The 16,350-nt window shown below is 68.1% G+C and carries 15 protein-coding genes; 9 read left to right on the forward strand and 6 right to left on the reverse strand.

The window, feature by feature from the left end:
- Positions 1–73 precede the first annotated feature (73 nt).
- Positions 74–955 carry a RecB family exonuclease gene (locus tag IEY84_RS21410; RefSeq protein WP_183549514.1) on the reverse strand — a complete coding sequence of 294 codons (882 nt, stop codon included), beginning with the start codon at positions 953–955 and terminating at the stop codon, positions 74–76.
- 86 nt (positions 956–1,041) lie between these two features.
- Between IEY84_RS21410 and IEY84_RS21415 the strand changes: the two genes are divergently transcribed.
- From IEY84_RS21415 to IEY84_RS21445, 7 genes are all read left to right on the forward strand, one after another.
- The gene (locus IEY84_RS21415) at positions 1,042–2,211 is read left to right on the forward strand and encodes a site-2 protease family protein (protein ID WP_183549511.1); all 1,170 of its coding nucleotides are present in this window, start codon (positions 1,042–1,044) and stop codon (positions 2,209–2,211) included.
- Positions 2,212–2,266: 55 nt separating this feature from the next.
- Positions 2,267–3,256, forward strand: coding sequence for a tRNA (adenine-N1)-methyltransferase (locus IEY84_RS21420; RefSeq protein WP_308424460.1), 990 nt, complete (start codon positions 2,267–2,269; stop codon positions 3,254–3,256).
- A gap of 149 nt (positions 3,257–3,405) precedes the next feature.
- A complete protein-coding gene (gene arc, locus IEY84_RS21425; protein WP_183549509.1) occupies positions 3,406–5,169 on the forward strand; it encodes a proteasome ATPase in 1,764 nt (587 codons plus the stop codon).
- Positions 5,170–5,395: 226 nt separating this feature from the next.
- Positions 5,396–6,463 (forward strand): hypothetical protein, encoded by a 1,068-nt coding sequence (locus tag IEY84_RS21430; RefSeq protein WP_183549507.1) that lies wholly within the window; start codon positions 5,396–5,398, stop codon positions 6,461–6,463.
- A gap of 385 nt (positions 6,464–6,848) precedes the next feature.
- The gene (locus tag IEY84_RS21435; protein WP_183549504.1) at positions 6,849–8,807 is read left to right on the forward strand and encodes a hypothetical protein; all 1,959 of its coding nucleotides are present in this window, start codon (positions 6,849–6,851) and stop codon (positions 8,805–8,807) included.
- 209 nt (positions 8,808–9,016) lie between these two features.
- Positions 9,017–9,538, forward strand: a complete 522-nt coding sequence (locus IEY84_RS21440) for a PadR family transcriptional regulator (RefSeq protein ID WP_221209150.1) — start codon at positions 9,017–9,019, stop codon at positions 9,536–9,538.
- On the forward strand, positions 9,535–10,524 hold the full coding sequence (locus tag IEY84_RS21445) for a zinc-binding dehydrogenase (protein ID WP_221209149.1): 990 nt from the start codon (positions 9,535–9,537) through the stop codon (positions 10,522–10,524). Before IEY84_RS21440 ends, IEY84_RS21445 begins: the two co-directional genes overlap by 4 nt.
- 168 nt (positions 10,525–10,692) lie before the next feature.
- On the opposite strand, the gene IEY84_RS21450 is transcribed toward IEY84_RS21445, so the two are convergent.
- Both IEY84_RS21450 and IEY84_RS21455 read right to left on the reverse strand, forming a co-directional pair.
- Complete coding sequence (locus IEY84_RS21450) at positions 10,693–11,154, reverse strand: GDYXXLXY domain-containing protein (RefSeq protein WP_183549501.1); 462 nt, start codon at positions 11,152–11,154, stop codon at positions 10,693–10,695.
- On the reverse strand, positions 11,151–12,320 hold the full coding sequence (locus IEY84_RS21455) for a DUF2157 domain-containing protein (protein ID WP_183549498.1): 1,170 nt from the start codon (positions 12,318–12,320) through the stop codon (positions 11,151–11,153). The genes IEY84_RS21450 and IEY84_RS21455 overlap by 4 nt, the downstream gene beginning before the upstream one ends.
- 173 nt (positions 12,321–12,493) lie before the next feature.
- Between IEY84_RS21455 and IEY84_RS21460 the strand changes: the two genes are divergently transcribed.
- Together IEY84_RS21460 and IEY84_RS21465 are read left to right on the forward strand one after the other, a co-directional pair.
- Positions 12,494–12,697: a hypothetical protein gene (locus IEY84_RS21460; RefSeq protein WP_183549495.1), complete on the forward strand. Its 204-nt coding sequence runs from the start codon at positions 12,494–12,496 to the stop codon at positions 12,695–12,697.
- 19 nt (positions 12,698–12,716) lie between these two features.
- On the forward strand, positions 12,717–13,058 hold the full coding sequence (locus IEY84_RS21465) for a hypothetical protein (RefSeq protein ID WP_183549492.1): 342 nt from the start codon (positions 12,717–12,719) through the stop codon (positions 13,056–13,058).
- A 6-nt stretch (positions 13,059–13,064) separates the two neighbouring features.
- Here the strand turns inward: IEY84_RS21465 and IEY84_RS21470 are convergent, their stop codons facing one another.
- From IEY84_RS21470 to IEY84_RS21480, 3 genes are read right to left on the reverse strand one after another with little or no spacing between them, the layout of a single operon-like run.
- Positions 13,065–13,685, reverse strand: coding sequence for a class I SAM-dependent methyltransferase (locus IEY84_RS21470; protein ID WP_183549489.1), 621 nt, complete (start codon positions 13,683–13,685; stop codon positions 13,065–13,067).
- A 6-nt stretch (positions 13,686–13,691) separates the two neighbouring features.
- Positions 13,692–14,318: a GNAT family N-acetyltransferase gene (locus tag IEY84_RS21475; protein ID WP_183549486.1), complete on the reverse strand. Its 627-nt coding sequence runs from the start codon at positions 14,316–14,318 to the stop codon at positions 13,692–13,694.
- A 9-nt stretch (positions 14,319–14,327) separates the two neighbouring features.
- Entirely contained in the window at positions 14,328–16,277 is a 1,950-nt protein-coding gene (locus IEY84_RS21480; protein ID WP_183549483.1) for a DUF2207 domain-containing protein, read from the reverse strand.
- Between the last annotated feature and the right edge of the window lie 73 nt (positions 16,278–16,350).

Here is a 16,350-nt window from a genome sequence, read left to right on the forward strand (position 1 = left end):
GCCACAGCGCACTCGGAGGACTCCCGCCGATCAGCCGACTGTCACCAACGTGATGGCCGAGTACACCTAGGCGCTAGTCCAGGTCGACATCGTCGCCCGCGGTGACGGGGCCCGGGATCGCCGGCAGCGGGGGAGGAGTGCCGCCGAAAGAGGGGCACAGGGACTTGTGGGCACACCAGCCGCACAGCTTGCCCGGGTTCGGCAGCCACTCGCCGGTCTCCTGGGCGAGGCGGATGGCTCGCCAGATCGCCTCGGCCTTGCGCTCGGTCGCCAGCAGGTCGGCCTCGTCCGGCACGTAGCGCAGGATGTCGCCGCTGCCGAGGTAGATCAGCTGGAGCATCGCCGGCACGACGCCTCGGGTGCGCCAGATCACCAGGGCGTAGAACTTGAGCTGGAACAGCGCTTTCGCCTCGTACGCCTCACTGGGCACCCTTCCGGACTTGTAGTCGACCACGCGGATCCGGCCGTCGGCGGCCACGTCGACACGGTCGATGAAGCCGCGCAGCAGCAGCTTGGAGTCGAGCAGTGCCTCGACATAGTGCTCCCGCTCAGCGGGCTCCAGCCGCCGCGGGTCCTCCAGGTCGAAGTAGCGCCGCAGCACCTGCCGACACGACTCCAGCCAGCCCTCCTCCGCGCCCTCGGCCTCCGAGGTGAACAGCGTCGCGAGCGCCGGGTCGAGGCTGCGTACGTCCTCCCACGCCTGCTCCACCATCGACCTCGCCTGCCGGGGCGTGCGCTCGGGGGCGGGCAGATCGAAGAGGTCCTCGAGCACCTTGTGCACCACGGTCCCGCGCGCGGCCGCCTCCGAGGGCGGCTCGGGCAGCTGGTCGATCGTGCGGAACCGGTAGAGCAACGGGCACGAGGTGAAGTCGCTAGCACGGCTCGGTGAGAGCGACCCCAGCACGTTGACGCCGTCGACCGGGGTCGACCGTGCGTCTGCTGGTGAGGGGCTCATGGGGTCGACCCTATTCGTCGGCACCGACACTCATCCGAGACGAGGGTGGAAGCGGCGCACCACCACTTCTCAAGTACGCTCAGAACGTGGCAGACCCCGACCCACGCCCCGACGGCGACAAGCCCGTCGAAGAGGCGCCCACGTCCCGCGCCCCGGGCACGATCAAGGTCGGCTCCATCGCCGGCAGCGATGTCCTGGTGACACCGTCCTGGTTCCTCATCGCGGCGCTGATCGCCTGGGTCATGGCGCCCCAGATCGATGCCGCGGAGCCCGGTCTCGGCTGGTTGGCGTACGTGGCAGGCTTCGCGTTCGCGATCGTCCTCTACGGCGCCGTGCTGCTGCACGAGGCGGCGCATGCGGTCGTCGCCCGGCGCCTGGGCTACCCCGTCGGCGCCATCATGCTCCACTTCCTGGGTGGCGCGACCGCGGTGGAGAGCGAGGCGAAGAAGCCCGCCCACGAGTTCTGGATCGCCGTCGTGGGGCCGTTGGCCTCGCTCGCCGTCGCCGCGGCCGCCTTCGGCGTCTCCTTCCTCACTCCCGACGGTCTGATCGGGTTGTTCGTCACGGGGCTGTGGGTCACCAATCTCCTGGTGGGCGTGCTCAACCTCGTCCCCGGCCTGCCCCTCGACGGCGGCCGGCTGCTCAAGGCGGGCGTATGGAGCGCGACCGGCAACATCAACCGCGGCAGCATCGTCGCCGGCTGGGCCGGGCGGGTGCTCTCGTTCGTCGTCCTGCTGTGGCCTTTCATCCAGGGCCGGATCCTCGGCACCGAGCCGCGCCTGACGAGCTACGTCGTAGCCGTCATCTTCGGCGTCTTCCTCTGGAGCGGCGCCTCCGCGGCCATCATGTCGGCGAAGGTACGCCTCCGGCTCCCGCGCCTGGTCGCCCGCGACCTCGCTCGGCGCACGCTCGCCGTGCCGGCCGACCTCCCGCTGGCCGAGGCTGTCCGCCGAGCCCACGAGGCAGAGGCCGGCAGCATCGTCACCGTGACCACCGGCGGTGAGCCGATCGGTCTCGTGCACGAGGGCGCGCTGCTGGCGACGCCGGAGGACCGCCGCCCGTGGATGGCCACCTCGACCGTCACCCGGCGCCTCGAGGACGGCCTCACCCTCCCTGCCGACATCGACGGCGAGGCGCTCATCCAGGCGATCTCCAAGACCCCGGCTCCCGAATACCTCCTGGTCGAGCCCGACGGCTCGATCTATGGCGTACTCGTCACCTCCGACGTCGACGCCGCGTTCCGCGCGGGGGCCTGAGCCGGACCGCGCCGCGGTTTGCCGGGTTGACCCGGGAAACGGGTAACCTCGGCGGGTGTCGAGCGCTGATATCCCAGACATTCCGGTCGAGGCCCGAGCGGGCGTGCACCGCGGTCCGCTTCGTGAGGGCGAGTGGGTGCGGCTGACCGACACCAAGGGTCGCCGCCACAACTTCGAGCTCGTCGCCGGCAAGCGCTTCTTCTCCAACAAGGGCCACATCGACCACGACGTGCTGATCGGTCGTGAAGAGGGCTTCACGGTCACCGCGTCCACCGGTGGTGAGTATCTGGTCTTCCGTCCGCTGCTGAGCGAGTTCGTCGTCTCGATGCCGCGTGGCGCCGCCGTGGTCTACCCCAAGGACGCCGCCCAGATCGTCGCCATGGCCGACATCTTCCCCGGCGCCTCCGTGGTGGAGGCCGGGGTCGGCTCCGGTGCCCTGACCTGCTCGCTCCTGCGTGCGGTGGGCCCGTTCGGCAAGGTCACCTCCTTCGAGCGTCGCGAGGAGTTCGCCGAGGTCGCCCGCAAGAACGTCGACCAGTTCTTCGGCACGCCGGCAGGGGAGACGCACCCCAACTGGTCGCTCAACCTCGGCGACCTCCAGGAGGAGCTCCCACGCCAGCAGATCCGCTGCGATCGGCTGATCCTCGACATGCTCGCTCCGTGGGAGTGCATCGACGCGGCCGCCGAGGCGCTCTACCCCGGCGGCATGGTCTGCGCCTACGTCGCGACCACCACCCAGCTGTCCCGCTTCGTCGAGACGGTCCGTGCCCATGGCGGCTTCACCGAGCCGCAGGCGTGGGAGTCGCTGGTGCGCGACTGGCACGTCGAGGGCCTCGCGGTTCGGCCGGGCCACAAGATGATCGGCCACACCGCGTTCCTGGTGACGGCCAGGAAGCTCGCGCCCGGCGAGCGTGCGCCTCGCAAGACGCGGCGACCTGCCCCCGGGGCGTACGGACCTGACTACACGGGCCCGCGCCCGGCGGACATGCCTGCTCCGGAGCCTGTCGCCGAGGTGCTTCCTGACGACGCCGGCGAGCTGGACTGAGTCTGCTCCGCGGCGGCGCGCATCGTCCGACGTGCCACGGGTTGACACGAACTCGCCCGAAGTCGACGAATAGTGTCCAACACCGGTAAATCCTTCTCCGCTCCTACCCCTCACCCTTGTAGGGTCGAAGCAGTAGAGGAGGTGTGCTGATGTCGACATCCGATGGATTCCAGTCCGAGGGGCGCAGCCCCGAGGAGCTCGAGAGTCATGTCCGTTTCCTCGAGGCTGAGGTGACCGACCTGCGGCACAGGCTGACCGAGATGCCCGGATCTTCGCGTGGCCTGGAGGCGCGGCTCGCAGACGCGCAGCGCTCCCTGGCCGCCGTGACGTCGCAGAACGAGCGACTCACCGTGACGCTTCGGGATGCCCGAGACCAGATCATCAAGCTCAAGGAGGAGGTCGACCGGCTGGCGCAGCCGCCGGCAGGCTTCGGCACCTTCATCGAGCGCAACGAGGACGACTCGATCGACGTCTTCACCGGCGGGCGCAAGCTCCGGGTGACCGCGTCGCCCAACGTCGACCTCGACGAGCTGCGCTATGGCCAGGAGGTCATGCTCAACGAGGCGCTCAACGTCGTCGAGGCGATGGAGTTCGAGAAGGTCGGCGAGGTGGTGATGTTCAAGGAGCTGCTCGCCGACGGCGAGCGCGCCCTGGTGATCGCCAACGCCGACGAGGAGCGGGTCGTACGACTGGCGGAGCCGCTCCTCAAGGACCCCATCCGTGCGGGCGACTCGCTGCTTCTCGAACCACGCTCGGGATATGTGTACGAGAAGGTGCCCAAGTCCGAGGTCGAAGAGCTCGTCCTCGAGGAGGTGCCCGACATCTCCTACGAGTCGATCGGTGGCCTCGGCGGCCAGATCGAGCAGATCCAGGACGCGGTCGAGCTGCCCTATCTCTACCCGGACCTCTTCATCGAGCACCAGCTCAAGCCGCCCAAGGGCGTGCTGCTCTACGGTCCTCCAGGTTGTGGCAAGACCCTGATCGCGAAGGCGGTCGCCAACTCGCTGGCGAAGAAGGTCGCCGCGAAGACCGGGGCGGACGGCAAGTCCTACTTCCTCAACATCAAGGGCCCCGAGCTTCTCAACAAGTACGTCGGCGAGACCGAGCGTCACATCCGCCTGGTCTTCCAGCGTGCCCGCGAGAAGGCCGCGGCCGGCACCCCGGTGATCGTCTTCTTCGACGAGATGGACTCGCTGTTCCGGACGCGTGGCACCGGTGTCTCCTCCGACGTGGAGAACACCATCGTCCCGCAGCTCCTCTCCGAGATCGACGGTGTCGAGGCGCTCGAGAACGTGCTCGTCATCGGCGCCTCCAACCGTGAGGACATGATCGACCCGGCGATCCTGCGCCCGGGCCGTCTGGACGTGAAGATCAAGATCGAGCGCCCCGATGCCGAGGGGGCTCGAGACATCTTCTCGAAGTACCTGGTGCCCTCCCTGCCGCTGCACTCGACCGACGTGGCGGAGTTCAACGGCGACAAGCAGGCCACCATCGACGAGCTCATCCGCACCACCGTGGAGCGGATGTACACCGAGACCGAGGAGAACCGCTTCCTGGAGGTCACCTACGCCAACGGTGACAAGGAGGTCCTCTACTTCAAGGACTTCAACTCCGGCGCGATGATCCAGAACATCGTCGACCGGGCCAAGAAGATGGCCATCAAGTCCTTCCTGGACTCCGGCGAGGACTCCGCTCAGAAGGGCCTGCGGGTGCAGCACCTGCTCCAGGCCTGCGTGGACGAGTTCAAGGAGAACGAGGACCTCCCCAACACCACCAACCCCGACGACTGGGCCCGCATCTCCGGCAAGAAGGGCGAGCGGATCGTCTTCATCCGCACGCTCATCACCGGCAAGCAGGGCACCGAGCCCGGTCGTTCCATCGAGCAGGTCTCCAACACGGGTCAGTACTTGTAAGAGCTCTTGTACGCCTCGCATCGGCCCGTCACCTGGAAAAAGGTGGCGGGCCGATGCGTCGCCGGTGTCGTGGCGTTCCGCGACGCCGCCGAGCCTCCGCCGGATCGTCGTCGCCGGTTGCCGTAACGGTGAGGGCGCGTGGTGGCCTTCGCGGAGTCGGTGGCGTGGCACTGTTTGCGTGGACACGCCAGACGTGATCCGACAACGTACTCGGACGGGGACACGGATGAGATTCATGCTCGGGGTTGGGGTCGCAGGCTTGGTGTTGGGCCTGTCGGGATGCGGCCCGTTTGACCGGGACGCTGCTCTGGAAGAAGACCTCCTGAAGATGGCCGGAGTCGAGGCGGTTGATGTCGATGACCGGCGGGTGGAGTTCGCTGAGGTCAAGGAGAGCGACCTGAAGCCCGTCGCCGATCGGATCGCCGAGTGGGAGGACGACGGTGGTCTCGCGACCATGCTGGACGGGTGGGATCTGACGAGCAACGGCGTGGTCGTGGGCTCTGATGCGGCGCAGCAGGAACTGCCCAACGAGGCCGTTGCCGCGTTCGTCGAGCTGGCGGGTCTGGGCCTTGATCGATACACCTCTGAGGAGATCAAGCCGTTTGGTTCGGGAGGGATCGATGACTCGTTCCGGGTGTCGCTGAATGGCGTTGAGGACCCGATGGGGGTCACCATCACCGTGCTGAAGGCGCTGGGTGACCATGCGACTCGCTACGGCACGCTCTCGGTCGAGGCACCGGGAGGATTTCACGTCCTGGTCGAGATGGACAAGCTCGACGCGAGCCTGATCGGCAGCATCGTGACGGACCTCGAAAGCCTGCCGGACTGGAGTGCCTACGACGGCGCGTCGGTGCAGGTCGGCGGCATCAATGAGAAGCCGAACAGGATCGGACTTTACTTCCAAGTTCCTTTGGCAGACACGGTCGATGCCAACAGGTCGGCTCTCGCAGTGCAGGCGAAGCTGGTGAACCCGAACGACCTCTTCGTGTCGGTCACCGACGTGCCGTCTGAGGGAATCCTCCTGGTGATGGGCACGGTCGAGGAGGTCGAGGGCGAGGTTGCGGTGCTCGAGGGGCTGAAGGACTCGCCGATCGCGAGCGTCACCTACGTCGGCGGCGGGACCGACACGTGGCTGGTGCTGACCGTCAAGACTGAAGCCGACCTCCTCACCGTCGCACAGGACGCGGAGCGAGTCGGCGTCAGCCGGTTGGAGATGTCGATTGAAGGCGAGAACCCGATCGATGACAAGCTGGAAGGTACGCCGGCGGAGTTGATCAAGCAGCTCAGTCGCTAGCCAACGAGTTCATGACACGTCCTGTAGCTGTAGCCGCCTCTCGTTCCTGACGTGATCGACCGCGAACCACGAGCGTCGGTCGATAGAGTCTCCGGTCGTGACAGATCGGGCCACGGAAGCCGAGCGACGTCAGCAGGTCGTTGACAGGATGATCCGACGGGAGCTCGAATCCGTCACTGATGAGGCCCGGTGGGCCATTCCGATCGCGGAGAAGCTGCCACGTGAGTGGGTTCAGCACCGGATGGCAGACAACGCGGCCAGGATGATCGCTGCGACCGGGTCGGAGATCGATGCGTACGTCACCGTGCACCTCGACTTTGTGGCGCGCTTCCACGAGGATCCGCTGGCCGGTGATCGGTCGCCCGGCCACGACCTGTCGCACGAGGTGACGCTGGAGGCGACTGAGGATATTCGGAAGCTCAATCAGAGGTACAACGCCTGGGTGAGCCGCCTTCGGCTGCGGGTCCAGGACGAGCTGTACGACCTGGTCAGCGAATGGTATGACGACGGTGACAGGCTGGAGCTGTCGCCGGGACCCTGGGGCGTCTTTCCGATGACCGAACCCGACGGAGTGGCTAGTCTGAAGGCCGTCCGTGCGTTCCGAGAGTTCTGCGACGACCACCCGAACGCCACGATCGGCTTGGCCGGACCGCGTGGCTGTGGAAAGTCGACCCTCCTGGAGAACCGGCCCGACCCTTCGCTTCCCCTGAAGTCGGATCGGGTCCGGGTGAACGTCAGCGCACCGGTGAAGTACGAGACCCAAGCTTTCCTGCTCCACCTCTTCGCGGAGGTCTGCCGTGCCGTGGTCGACTATCGCCACCCGGAGTTCAGAGAGCACTTCCCGAGGATCCGCATCGCCTTCCCGGCCCGGCGCGTCGTTTCGTACGCCGCTCTTGGAGTCTTCGCCTATACGCTCGCTGTCACGTTGAGCATCGGATCCGGCGGAGCGCTGAGCGAACCGTTTCGGGCGATGGCCGCCTACCTCGGGGCTGCCTGGCAGTGGATGTGGCAACCGTTGAACACCTCGTTCTCGCTGGGCGGCGTGGTGCAGCCGGTCCCTGCCCTGGCCGTGGTCGCACTGCTCTGTCTCACCGTCGTGACGGTGAGGTCGCTGCGGTGGGCCCTGGTGACGCGGCGAGATGTTCCGGACCTGGTGAGAACGGCCAAACGCCACCTCGAGACCATCCGTACGATCCAGACCGCCTCGGCAGGGGTGAACGGTGAGGTCGGCGTCGCGGGGCTCAAGCTCGTCGCCAGCCATTCGGTGCAGCGGGCGGCGCGGGAGTGGACGGCCCCAGAACTCGTCGGTGAGCTGAGGAGATTCCTGGCGGAGGTCTATGACTCGGACCAGCGCGCTGTTCACCACCTGGTAGAGACCGAACCGGGGCTGAGGCCAGTGGTAGCGGCCGTGCTGAGCCAACTGCTCGCACGCATCGACGACACCGAAGAAAAAACCTGGGTAGGTGGCCAGGTCTACCGGAGTCCACCCGTGGAGCCTGGGGTGGTGATCACGATCGACGAGCTGGACAAGCTCGACAACGTCGAGGACGCCCAGCTCTTCGTCAACGAGCTCAAGGGCCTCTTCGGTGCCCGTGGCACGCAGGTGATCGTGTCGGTGTCCGAGGACGCGCTGAACAGCTTCGAGCTTCGGGGGCTGCCGATGCGAGACGCGTTCGACAGCGCGTTCAAGCATGTCTTTCGGATCGACTATCTCTCGATCTCCGACACCCGCAGGATTCTCGAGCGGATGGGGCTGGAATGGGTCAGCAGACCGTTCGTCTGGCTCGTCTACCTCGTGTCTGGAGGCCTGCCGCGCGATGTTGCGCGAGTCGGTTCGCACCTCAATGCCGTTGCGAGGGAGAACCCAGGCGCACGCCTCCGCACCGTCGCCCACAGGCTCGTCGCGCGGGACATGGCACAGCGCCTGTCAGCCTTCGAACGAACGTGCGGCGGAAGGCTGCAGGACTACGACGCCACCGGGGCGGCGTCGAACACCATGTCTGATTCGGCCATCCTGCATGTGATCCGTGAGATTCGGCGGGTCAGGAAGGACGAGCGGCCGATCTCGGCGGGGGAGCTGCTCGACCATGCAGCGGTGATACGCCAGATCCAGGATGGCGGCATATTCGCCAACCAGGTCGCGAGCTACCTGTGCTATTGCGGGAGCGTCCTGGAAGTGCTTGACGTCGATGCTCTCGAGAAGGAGACGAAGGAGTACGAGGAACTGCTGCCGACTCTTGGGCGAGCCCGCCAGTCGATGGCGGTGCATCCCGACCTGGCGATCGAGCTGATCGACGAGTTTCGCAATGCCTGGGGCCTCGGCGCCGTTGCGCGTTCCGTGTGACCGCGGTCGAGGCTCGCGGCATTCAGCGTCCCATGTGTGCCTTGCAAGGCGCACATACCCGAGCATCCCCGAACGAAGCCGTCGACCGACCCGCTGTCTGGCCGCGGCGATGTCACGTCGATCGCTCCGCCGCGTCAGGCCTCGAACACCAAGCCCCCTCGAAGTATTCAGGGAGGGTAATATCTCGAATCGAGGTATAGTTCTGCGGTGTGAGCATCATCGACGTCATGGTCCTCGGCTTCTTGGCCGACGGACCCCAGCACGGCTACGAGCTGCGCCGGAAGATCGAGCAGCTGTATGGCCACACCCGCCGAATCAGCGATGGCACGCTCTATCCGGCGACCGATCGGCTCGAACGCAACGGCTACGTGGCCAAGGAGTCTGAGCCGGGGCGTGGCCGGGCGGGTCGACACACACTCACCCTCACCGACGCAGGGCGTGCGCATCTGCTCGAATCGATCCGCACCGCCGAGGGCCACGACATCACCGACGCGAGCCGGTTCGTCGTCCTGCTCACCTTCCTGTCGATGCTGCCGCGCCGTTCCGACCAGCACGCGGTCCTGCGCCGACGACTGGAGTTCTTGGAGACGCCGGCGAGCCTCTTCTACGACGGCGACCGCCCGGTTCGGGCCGAAGAGGTCGCCGATCCCTACCGACGCGGACTATTGCTGACCGCCCGTGCCACCAGTGCCGCCGAGAGGGCCTGGATCAGAGAGGAGATCGACTCGTGAACTCGAGCGAGACCATGCGAGCTGTCGTGCTGGAGGCGCCCGGACCGGTGGAGGCCCTGCAGGTCCGGGACCTGCCTCTTCCGGAGCCCGAACCGGGCTGGGTGCGGATCCGGGTCAAGGCGTTCGGGCTCAACCGCTCGGAGCTGCACACCCGACTGGGCTTGGCCGGGGACTCGGTGACGTACCCGCGTGTGCTGGGCATCGAAGCCACCGGCGTCGTGGATCTTGCGCCGGGCGCTGAGTTCGAGCCCGGGCAGCAGGTGATGACGATGATGGGTGGCATGGGGCGTACGTTCGACGGCGGCTACGCCGAGTACACCTGCGTCCCCGCGGCACAGGTCATCCCGTTCCGCTCCGACCTCGACTGGGCGACGCTGGGGGCCGTGCCGGAGATGCTGCAGACGGCGTACGGCTCCCTGACCGTCGGAGTCGGCATCGAGCCTGGCCAGAGCCTTCTCATCCGAGGCGGCACCTCGTCGGTCGGAATGGCGGCGGCGGTGCTCGCCAAGCGGAAGGATCTTCGCGTTCTCGCCACGACCCGGAGCGCGGCCAAGGCCGAAGCGCTCGAGGCGATCGGGGTCGATGACGTGCTCGTCGACGACGGCGACGTCGCGTCCCAGGTGCGGCGGCTGCTTCCTGAAGGGGTCGACGGCGCGATCGAGCTGATCGGTACGCCGACGCTTCCCGACACGCTACGGTCCACCCGCATCCACGGCACGGTCTGCTTCACCGGGATGCTCTCGAACGTGTGGACCGTCGAGGAGTTCTATCCTATCGACTATCTCCCCACAGGTGTTCGGCTCACCGCCTACGCCGGTGACGCCGACGACCTCCCGGCCGAGGTTCTCCAGGGTTTCCTCGACGATGTGGCCGCTGGTCGCGCAGCGGTGCCGATCGACACGACGTACGACCTCGACGGGATCCGCGAGGCTCACCAGCGGATGGAGGAGGGGGCTGCTCGCGGCAAGCTCGTCGTGGTCGTCTGATCGGGCGTCGCGTGAGGCGATCCGTTCGCTGCGGGTGGCCGTTGCAGCGGAGCCCCCGGTTGAGATCGCCCGCGAGGCGTCAGGTCCTCAGCCTGGACTTCTCGCGGAGGACGCTGGATGCCGGCGGCGACGGTCTCCACGTCGTCGGTGCCCGTGCAGGGATGGCCGTCAGTGCGTCTGGATCGAGACGAGCGCCGCGTTGCCGCGCGAGTCGACCTTCACCACCGCGACGGCATCGCCGCCGCCGAGATCGTCCTCGAGCTCACGGGCCCGATCCTGCGGGACGAAGAAGCTCTCGATGCCGCAGGTGAGCCGCCAGCCGTCGTCGTGGCACTTGAGGAACGGTCCCTCGGCGGGCGGCTCGGCGGAGACGCTGGTCGCCTCCCAGGCGTCGCCCCGTCGCGCCAGGGCGACGTACGCATCTCCGGTCTCCTTGGTCGTACGCGCGCTGATGCCGGCGTAGGAGAGGTCGACGTAGGCGCCGCGAAACGGGTCGATCGGATCGACCGGTTCGACGCGGAGCAGGATCTCATCGCCGGTAACGCGTGCGGAGAGCTGGCCGGCGACGGAGACGCCGACGAGGCCGAGGTTGAGGACGCAGACGAGTGCCACTCGGGTACGAGCGTTCATGACAGGGCCTCGTTGAGGTTGGCGGCCACGCCGCGGCGGGCGCGGTCGAAGACGAGGCCGGTGGCGAGCAGGAGCGTTCCCAACAGCAGGAACAGGGTCGCGCCGGACATGATCGGCGCGAAGACCGCGAAGCTCTGCATGGTCGTGAAGACGACCAGCGCGCCGGTGGCGAGCACGACGAGCAGCGTGTGGTCGCGCAGGGAGCCGTCGACAGCGACTGCACCGGCCACGACGACGTACACCGCGATACTGACGAAGGCCGACAGCCACGCCTCGCCCGAGACGGACCCGAGATCGTCGACCTGCGGGTCCCACGCGACCAGCCCGAGCCCGATCGGCACGATGAGCGCCGAGGCGAGCACCTCCCACCGCGGCAGCCCGTCCGTACGAGCTGCCGCAACTGCGACGAGGAGCACCGCGAACGCGAGCGCCACCACGAGGGTAGGGCTCCACGTCAGGTCGCGGTCGCCTATCTGCGGGACAGCGGCGACGAAGAGGCCGCCCAGAGTGAGTACGCCGCCCGCCAGCCGCCATACCTGAGCGAAGGCCTCGAGGCGCCGATCGTGCAGAGCGGCCATCCCGAAGGCCGCCACACCCCCGACCAGCACCGCGAAGACGCCGGCGAAGGTGCTCTCGCTGCTCGCCACCACCTGCCACTCGAACCAGACCATCGTGGTCACGACGCCGACGACCAGCGGAGCCAGGCCGCTGCTCGCGTACGCGTAGGCAAGCGCCCCGAGCCCCCAGACCCCGACCAGGGAAGCCTCGTACGCCGGTACCTGAAGGCTCTGCGCGGCCTGGAAGACGACGCCGCCGAAGCTCATCGCCGCGACGCCGCGGAACGCGCCGCGCAGGGAGCGCGGGAGCGTGAGAACCTCCGCGGCAGCGGTGAAGGCGAGCCAGATGACGACGATCCCGACGAAGCGCACCAGCGGGGTCAGCGCGTCCAGGTTGGTCGCCACGAGCCACACCAGCCCGATCCCCACGAATGCGCCACCGAGGTAGGAGACGACTCGCGTCAGCGAACCGGCTCGTGAGGCGACGTACTGTGCCTTGATCTTCGCTGCGGTGTCCTCGTCGAGAATGCCCTCGCTCACCCAGCGGGCGGTCTCGTTGTCCAGCCAGGCGAGCCGCCTCGGCGCGAGGGGTCGTACGTCGGTGTCCATGTGACCATTGCAGCGGCTCGGGAAGGAGCGGCGCGTGAGCCTTCGTACTCAACTCATCGGCTCAGGCGGGTCCCGGGCGTGCCGGCTGGGGCCAATTCGGCTGCGCATGGGCATCCCACCGGGCTAGGTTTGAGACGTTCGCGAGATGGGCTCGCGGGGGAACGGGAAATCTGATGGCGTCGTGGTTGCTGATCATGATCGGACTGGCGGTCGTAGTCGTCCTGGTCGCGCTCGCCGCGTTGGTCTGGATGCTGTCCGCTCGCGCCAAGCCGGGCGGGGCGATCGACCCGGCCAACGACGCCGCTGTGCAGCGCGCTCGAGGCCAGTCGTCACACACCCAGACCATGCACCACGGAAACCCCGGTCCGGGCATCTGACTCTCTAAGGTTGTACGACGTGGCAGACGAGATGGCGCGCAAGGACATCGAGGCAGGTCTGGAGACCCGCCATGAGCTGGGGGACGCGTTCGACGCAGAGCTGGTGGCCGGCTTCGCCGACCGGATCGAGAAGACCGTCCAGGAGCGGGTCGGGACCACCGCAGCCGCCCGCACCCTCGCCGAGCGCAACGAGTCGCGTACGTCGGTCTTCCAGTTCGTCCTGGGTGCCGGCTCCGCTGTCGCCGGCATCCCGATCAGCATCACCCTCGGTGTCACCGACAACCTCGGCGCACTCGTGGTCTCCTGGGTCGGCCTCGTCGGCGTCAACGTCGCCCACGCGCTGCGTACGCGCAAGCGCTGAGGCGGATCAGCTGGCTGCCCGCCCGACCGAGAGATACCCCCACGGCCGCGAGAGCGCCGGCCCGGGGAGGTAGGACTGTTCCAGGGCGTCGATGGTGATTCCAGCCGACTCGATCAGGCGAGGGATGTCGCGGGTGAGGTGGCAGCCGCCGAAGAGCCGCTGCTGGAGGCCGTCGAGGCGATGCTGCCAGCGGGCGACGGAGGGGTCGGGGGAGAGGCCGTGCTCGGCGAAACCGATGGTGCCGCCCGGGCGCAGGACGCGGCGGAGCTCCGCGAGCGCGCTGGCGACGTCGGGGATGGTGCACAGCGAGAACGTGACCAGCCCGGTGTCGACCGAGGCGTCCGCTAGCGGGAGCCGGGCGCCGTCGAGCCCGACCCGACTCACCGGGACCGACGAGCCCGAACGGCGCGAGGCCGAGAGCCGCCAGGCGACGTCGGAGGGCTCGACGGCGACGACCTCGGTCACCTCACGGGGATAGAGGCCGACGTTGCTCCCGCTGCCGAAGCCGATCTCGACGACCCGGCCGCGGAGCCCGTCACATGCCTGGGTACGCAGCGGCTCGAGCTGCGGCATCCCGCAGGAGCGGTCCACGATGTGTGGCACCACTCGCGCCTCCCACAGTCCCATCCGAGCTCACTCCTCCATCTCGCCGGTCCACTGGACTCCGAGGAGCAGCGTGTCCTCGGTCTCGGCGATCGTCCTGAACCCGACACGTCGGTAGAACCCGACAGCGCGTTCGTTGGCGGTGCTGACGCCGAGGTGGGCGCCGCGTACGCCCGCCACGTGGAAGGCGCCCAGCATCATCGCGATCAGCTCCTTGCCGACGCCTTGGCCTTGAGCTCGGGGGAGCAGGTTGATGTGCAGATGCGCCGGGAACTCGCTCAAGAGCTCACCGGGCGTCCGCACCGGCCGGTGGATCAAGGAGCGGAGCCGGGCGTTCCAGTCGGTGCGGTCGTGGTCGGGCCCGGGATCGGGGTTGACCACACGCAACGCCGGCCACCAGTCCTCCTCGCACTCCTTCTCGAAGGCGCGGGTGAACGGGGTGCCGACGACGTAACCCACGACGCCCTCGGAGTCGACGGCGACGAAGCCGAGCCCGAGGCGCAGCACGATGTAGGGAGCGGCATAGATGTTCCCCGGCAGCCGAGGGTCGTCGTAGAACTCGGTGGCGTCCTCGCCCGAGGCGCCGGTCAGCAGACAGATCGAGAAGAGATCGTCGAGGTCGTCGGCGGTCGCCCGCCGGATCTCAGGAGTGCCCATTGTCCAACCTCACCATGACCCGCCTCCGCCGTCTCCGCCGCCTCCACCACCACCGAAGCTGCCGCCGCCTCCGCCGCCTCCACCACCGGAGTAGGAGGATCCACCGCCGGACCCTGACCCGCTGCTGGAGGGGGCCGAGTAGGAGCGGATCGCGGACTCGACCGAGGACTCGAAGTCCTGGGTGATCTCGTCGACGAGGCCGACACCGCTTGCGGCCGTCATGGTCCGATACCGGGCGTGCTGGTCGTAGGGCAGGTACCTCGGAGCGGCGGGGGCAGAGCCCTTGACCTCGAGCTTGCGCGCCCATTCCTCCGCACAGCCGAGCGCGACGGCCCAGGGCAGGTAGGAGTCGTAGGTCGCCTGGTCGCCGGCGAAGTCGCCCTTGCGCGAGCCGAGTGTCGATCGGAACCCGACGGCCTCGGCTGTCAGGTCGCGCCCGGCGCTGGAGCGGACCAGACCGGAACCAGCCGCGAGAACGGGGCAGACGAGGACGGCGAAGACCCCGGGGACGAGCGCCCACAGGGTCGTGCCCCCGGGGCGTACGAACGCCAGGACGACCGCCGCGACGGCACAGAGGATGAGGGCGACGATCCAGCCGACCCGGTTCGTACGCTGCTCCAGCAGACCCTCCTCGAGAGCCCACGTCTGGACCTTCTTTCCGTAGGCGACACGGGTGCGGTACAGCCGCCGCCCGGCCGACTTCGCCGCAGCGGTGCCCTTCTTCGCCCCGATCGCGACGCCGCCGAGGTCGCGGACGACGGCGCTGACGTCGTCCAGCTCCTCCCACGCCGTCCGGGGGGAGTCGAGGGAGACCTTCCAGCCGTTCTGCGTCGACCGGATGTCGAGCGCCCCGCGGGAGGCTGCGTAGAGGATCGTCGCTGCCAGCTGTCGTGGCCGGGCAGCCTTGGAGACGAGGTACGCCGCCTGCGCCGGCCCGACCCCGCCAGGAGGTGTCGCCCGGGCATCGGCACGGGGCAGCGGATCCCAGATCCTGACGAGGACGTACCCGGCAGGGATCATGGCCGCGATCACCAGCCCGATGAGCACGCCCAGGTGCTCGGTGTCCGTGCCCATCACCGGGTCCCAGGAGTAGGACCACGGCAGCTCGGCCCACTCGGTCGAGGGCGCGGCGACGTCCATCCCGGCCCGGAGAGTCACCGGCGTGCCCGGAGCCAGGTCACGAGCGGTGACATGGACGGTGCGAGAGCCCTCACCCTCGGTGCTCGCGCATCCGGAGGTGGCTCCGCGGCCGACTGCGCAGCGTACGTCCTCGGCCTCTGCGGGCAGGTTGACGGTGAGGTCGGCCTGCTCGATCGGCTGGCGCCATCCGGAGGGGATCAGGTTCCAGTAGAACCGCGAACCGTCGCCGTCGGGCAGGAGCACCGAGCTCATCTTGTAGGTGATGACGTAGACGTGCTCGCCGGGTGTGACCTCGTCCGACTCGCTGCCGATCCGGATGTTGGTGAACCGGTCGGCCCAGCCCTCCGTCGAGGTCGCGGTCTGGCTGTAGGGATCGCCGTAGTAGTCCAGCGCCCGGCGTCGGCCCTCGGTCTCGCCGTACTCCTCGATCAGGCGAGGCAGGATCTCCTCGTCGAAGTAGCCGTCCGAGAAGGAGCTGCGAGCGAGCTCGAGCCGTTGTGCCTCGGTGGTGTCGGGGTCGACGGTGACGTCCTCGAGGATGGGCACCCGGCGCAGCCTCGGCGCGTTGGGGTCGGCGGAGTCGAAGAACCGGAAGATCCCGTGGCTGCCCTCGTCCGGGAAGTCGACGGTGATCGTCTCGGTGACGTCCATCCAGCCGTCCTCGCCGACGTCGAACTCAGCGCGATAGTCGGTGATCGTGGTCGGCTCCGCGACGGTCTCGCCGGTGCGAGCCCAGATCTGCGCGGCGGCCAGCGGCCACAGCACCAGCATCGCAAGGATGGCCGCTCCGGTGGCGTACCACCAGGCATAGCGTCTCACGTTCGGGGATCCTCCTGGTTCCGTCCAGCCGAACAACCGCCGCCGTCCTCAGCGTGGCGTGTGGATGCTCACG

Source organism: Nocardioides albus (assembly GCF_014648255.1).
GTDB classification, from domain to species: domain Bacteria; phylum Actinomycetota; class Actinomycetes; order Propionibacteriales; family Nocardioidaceae; genus Nocardioides; species Nocardioides albus.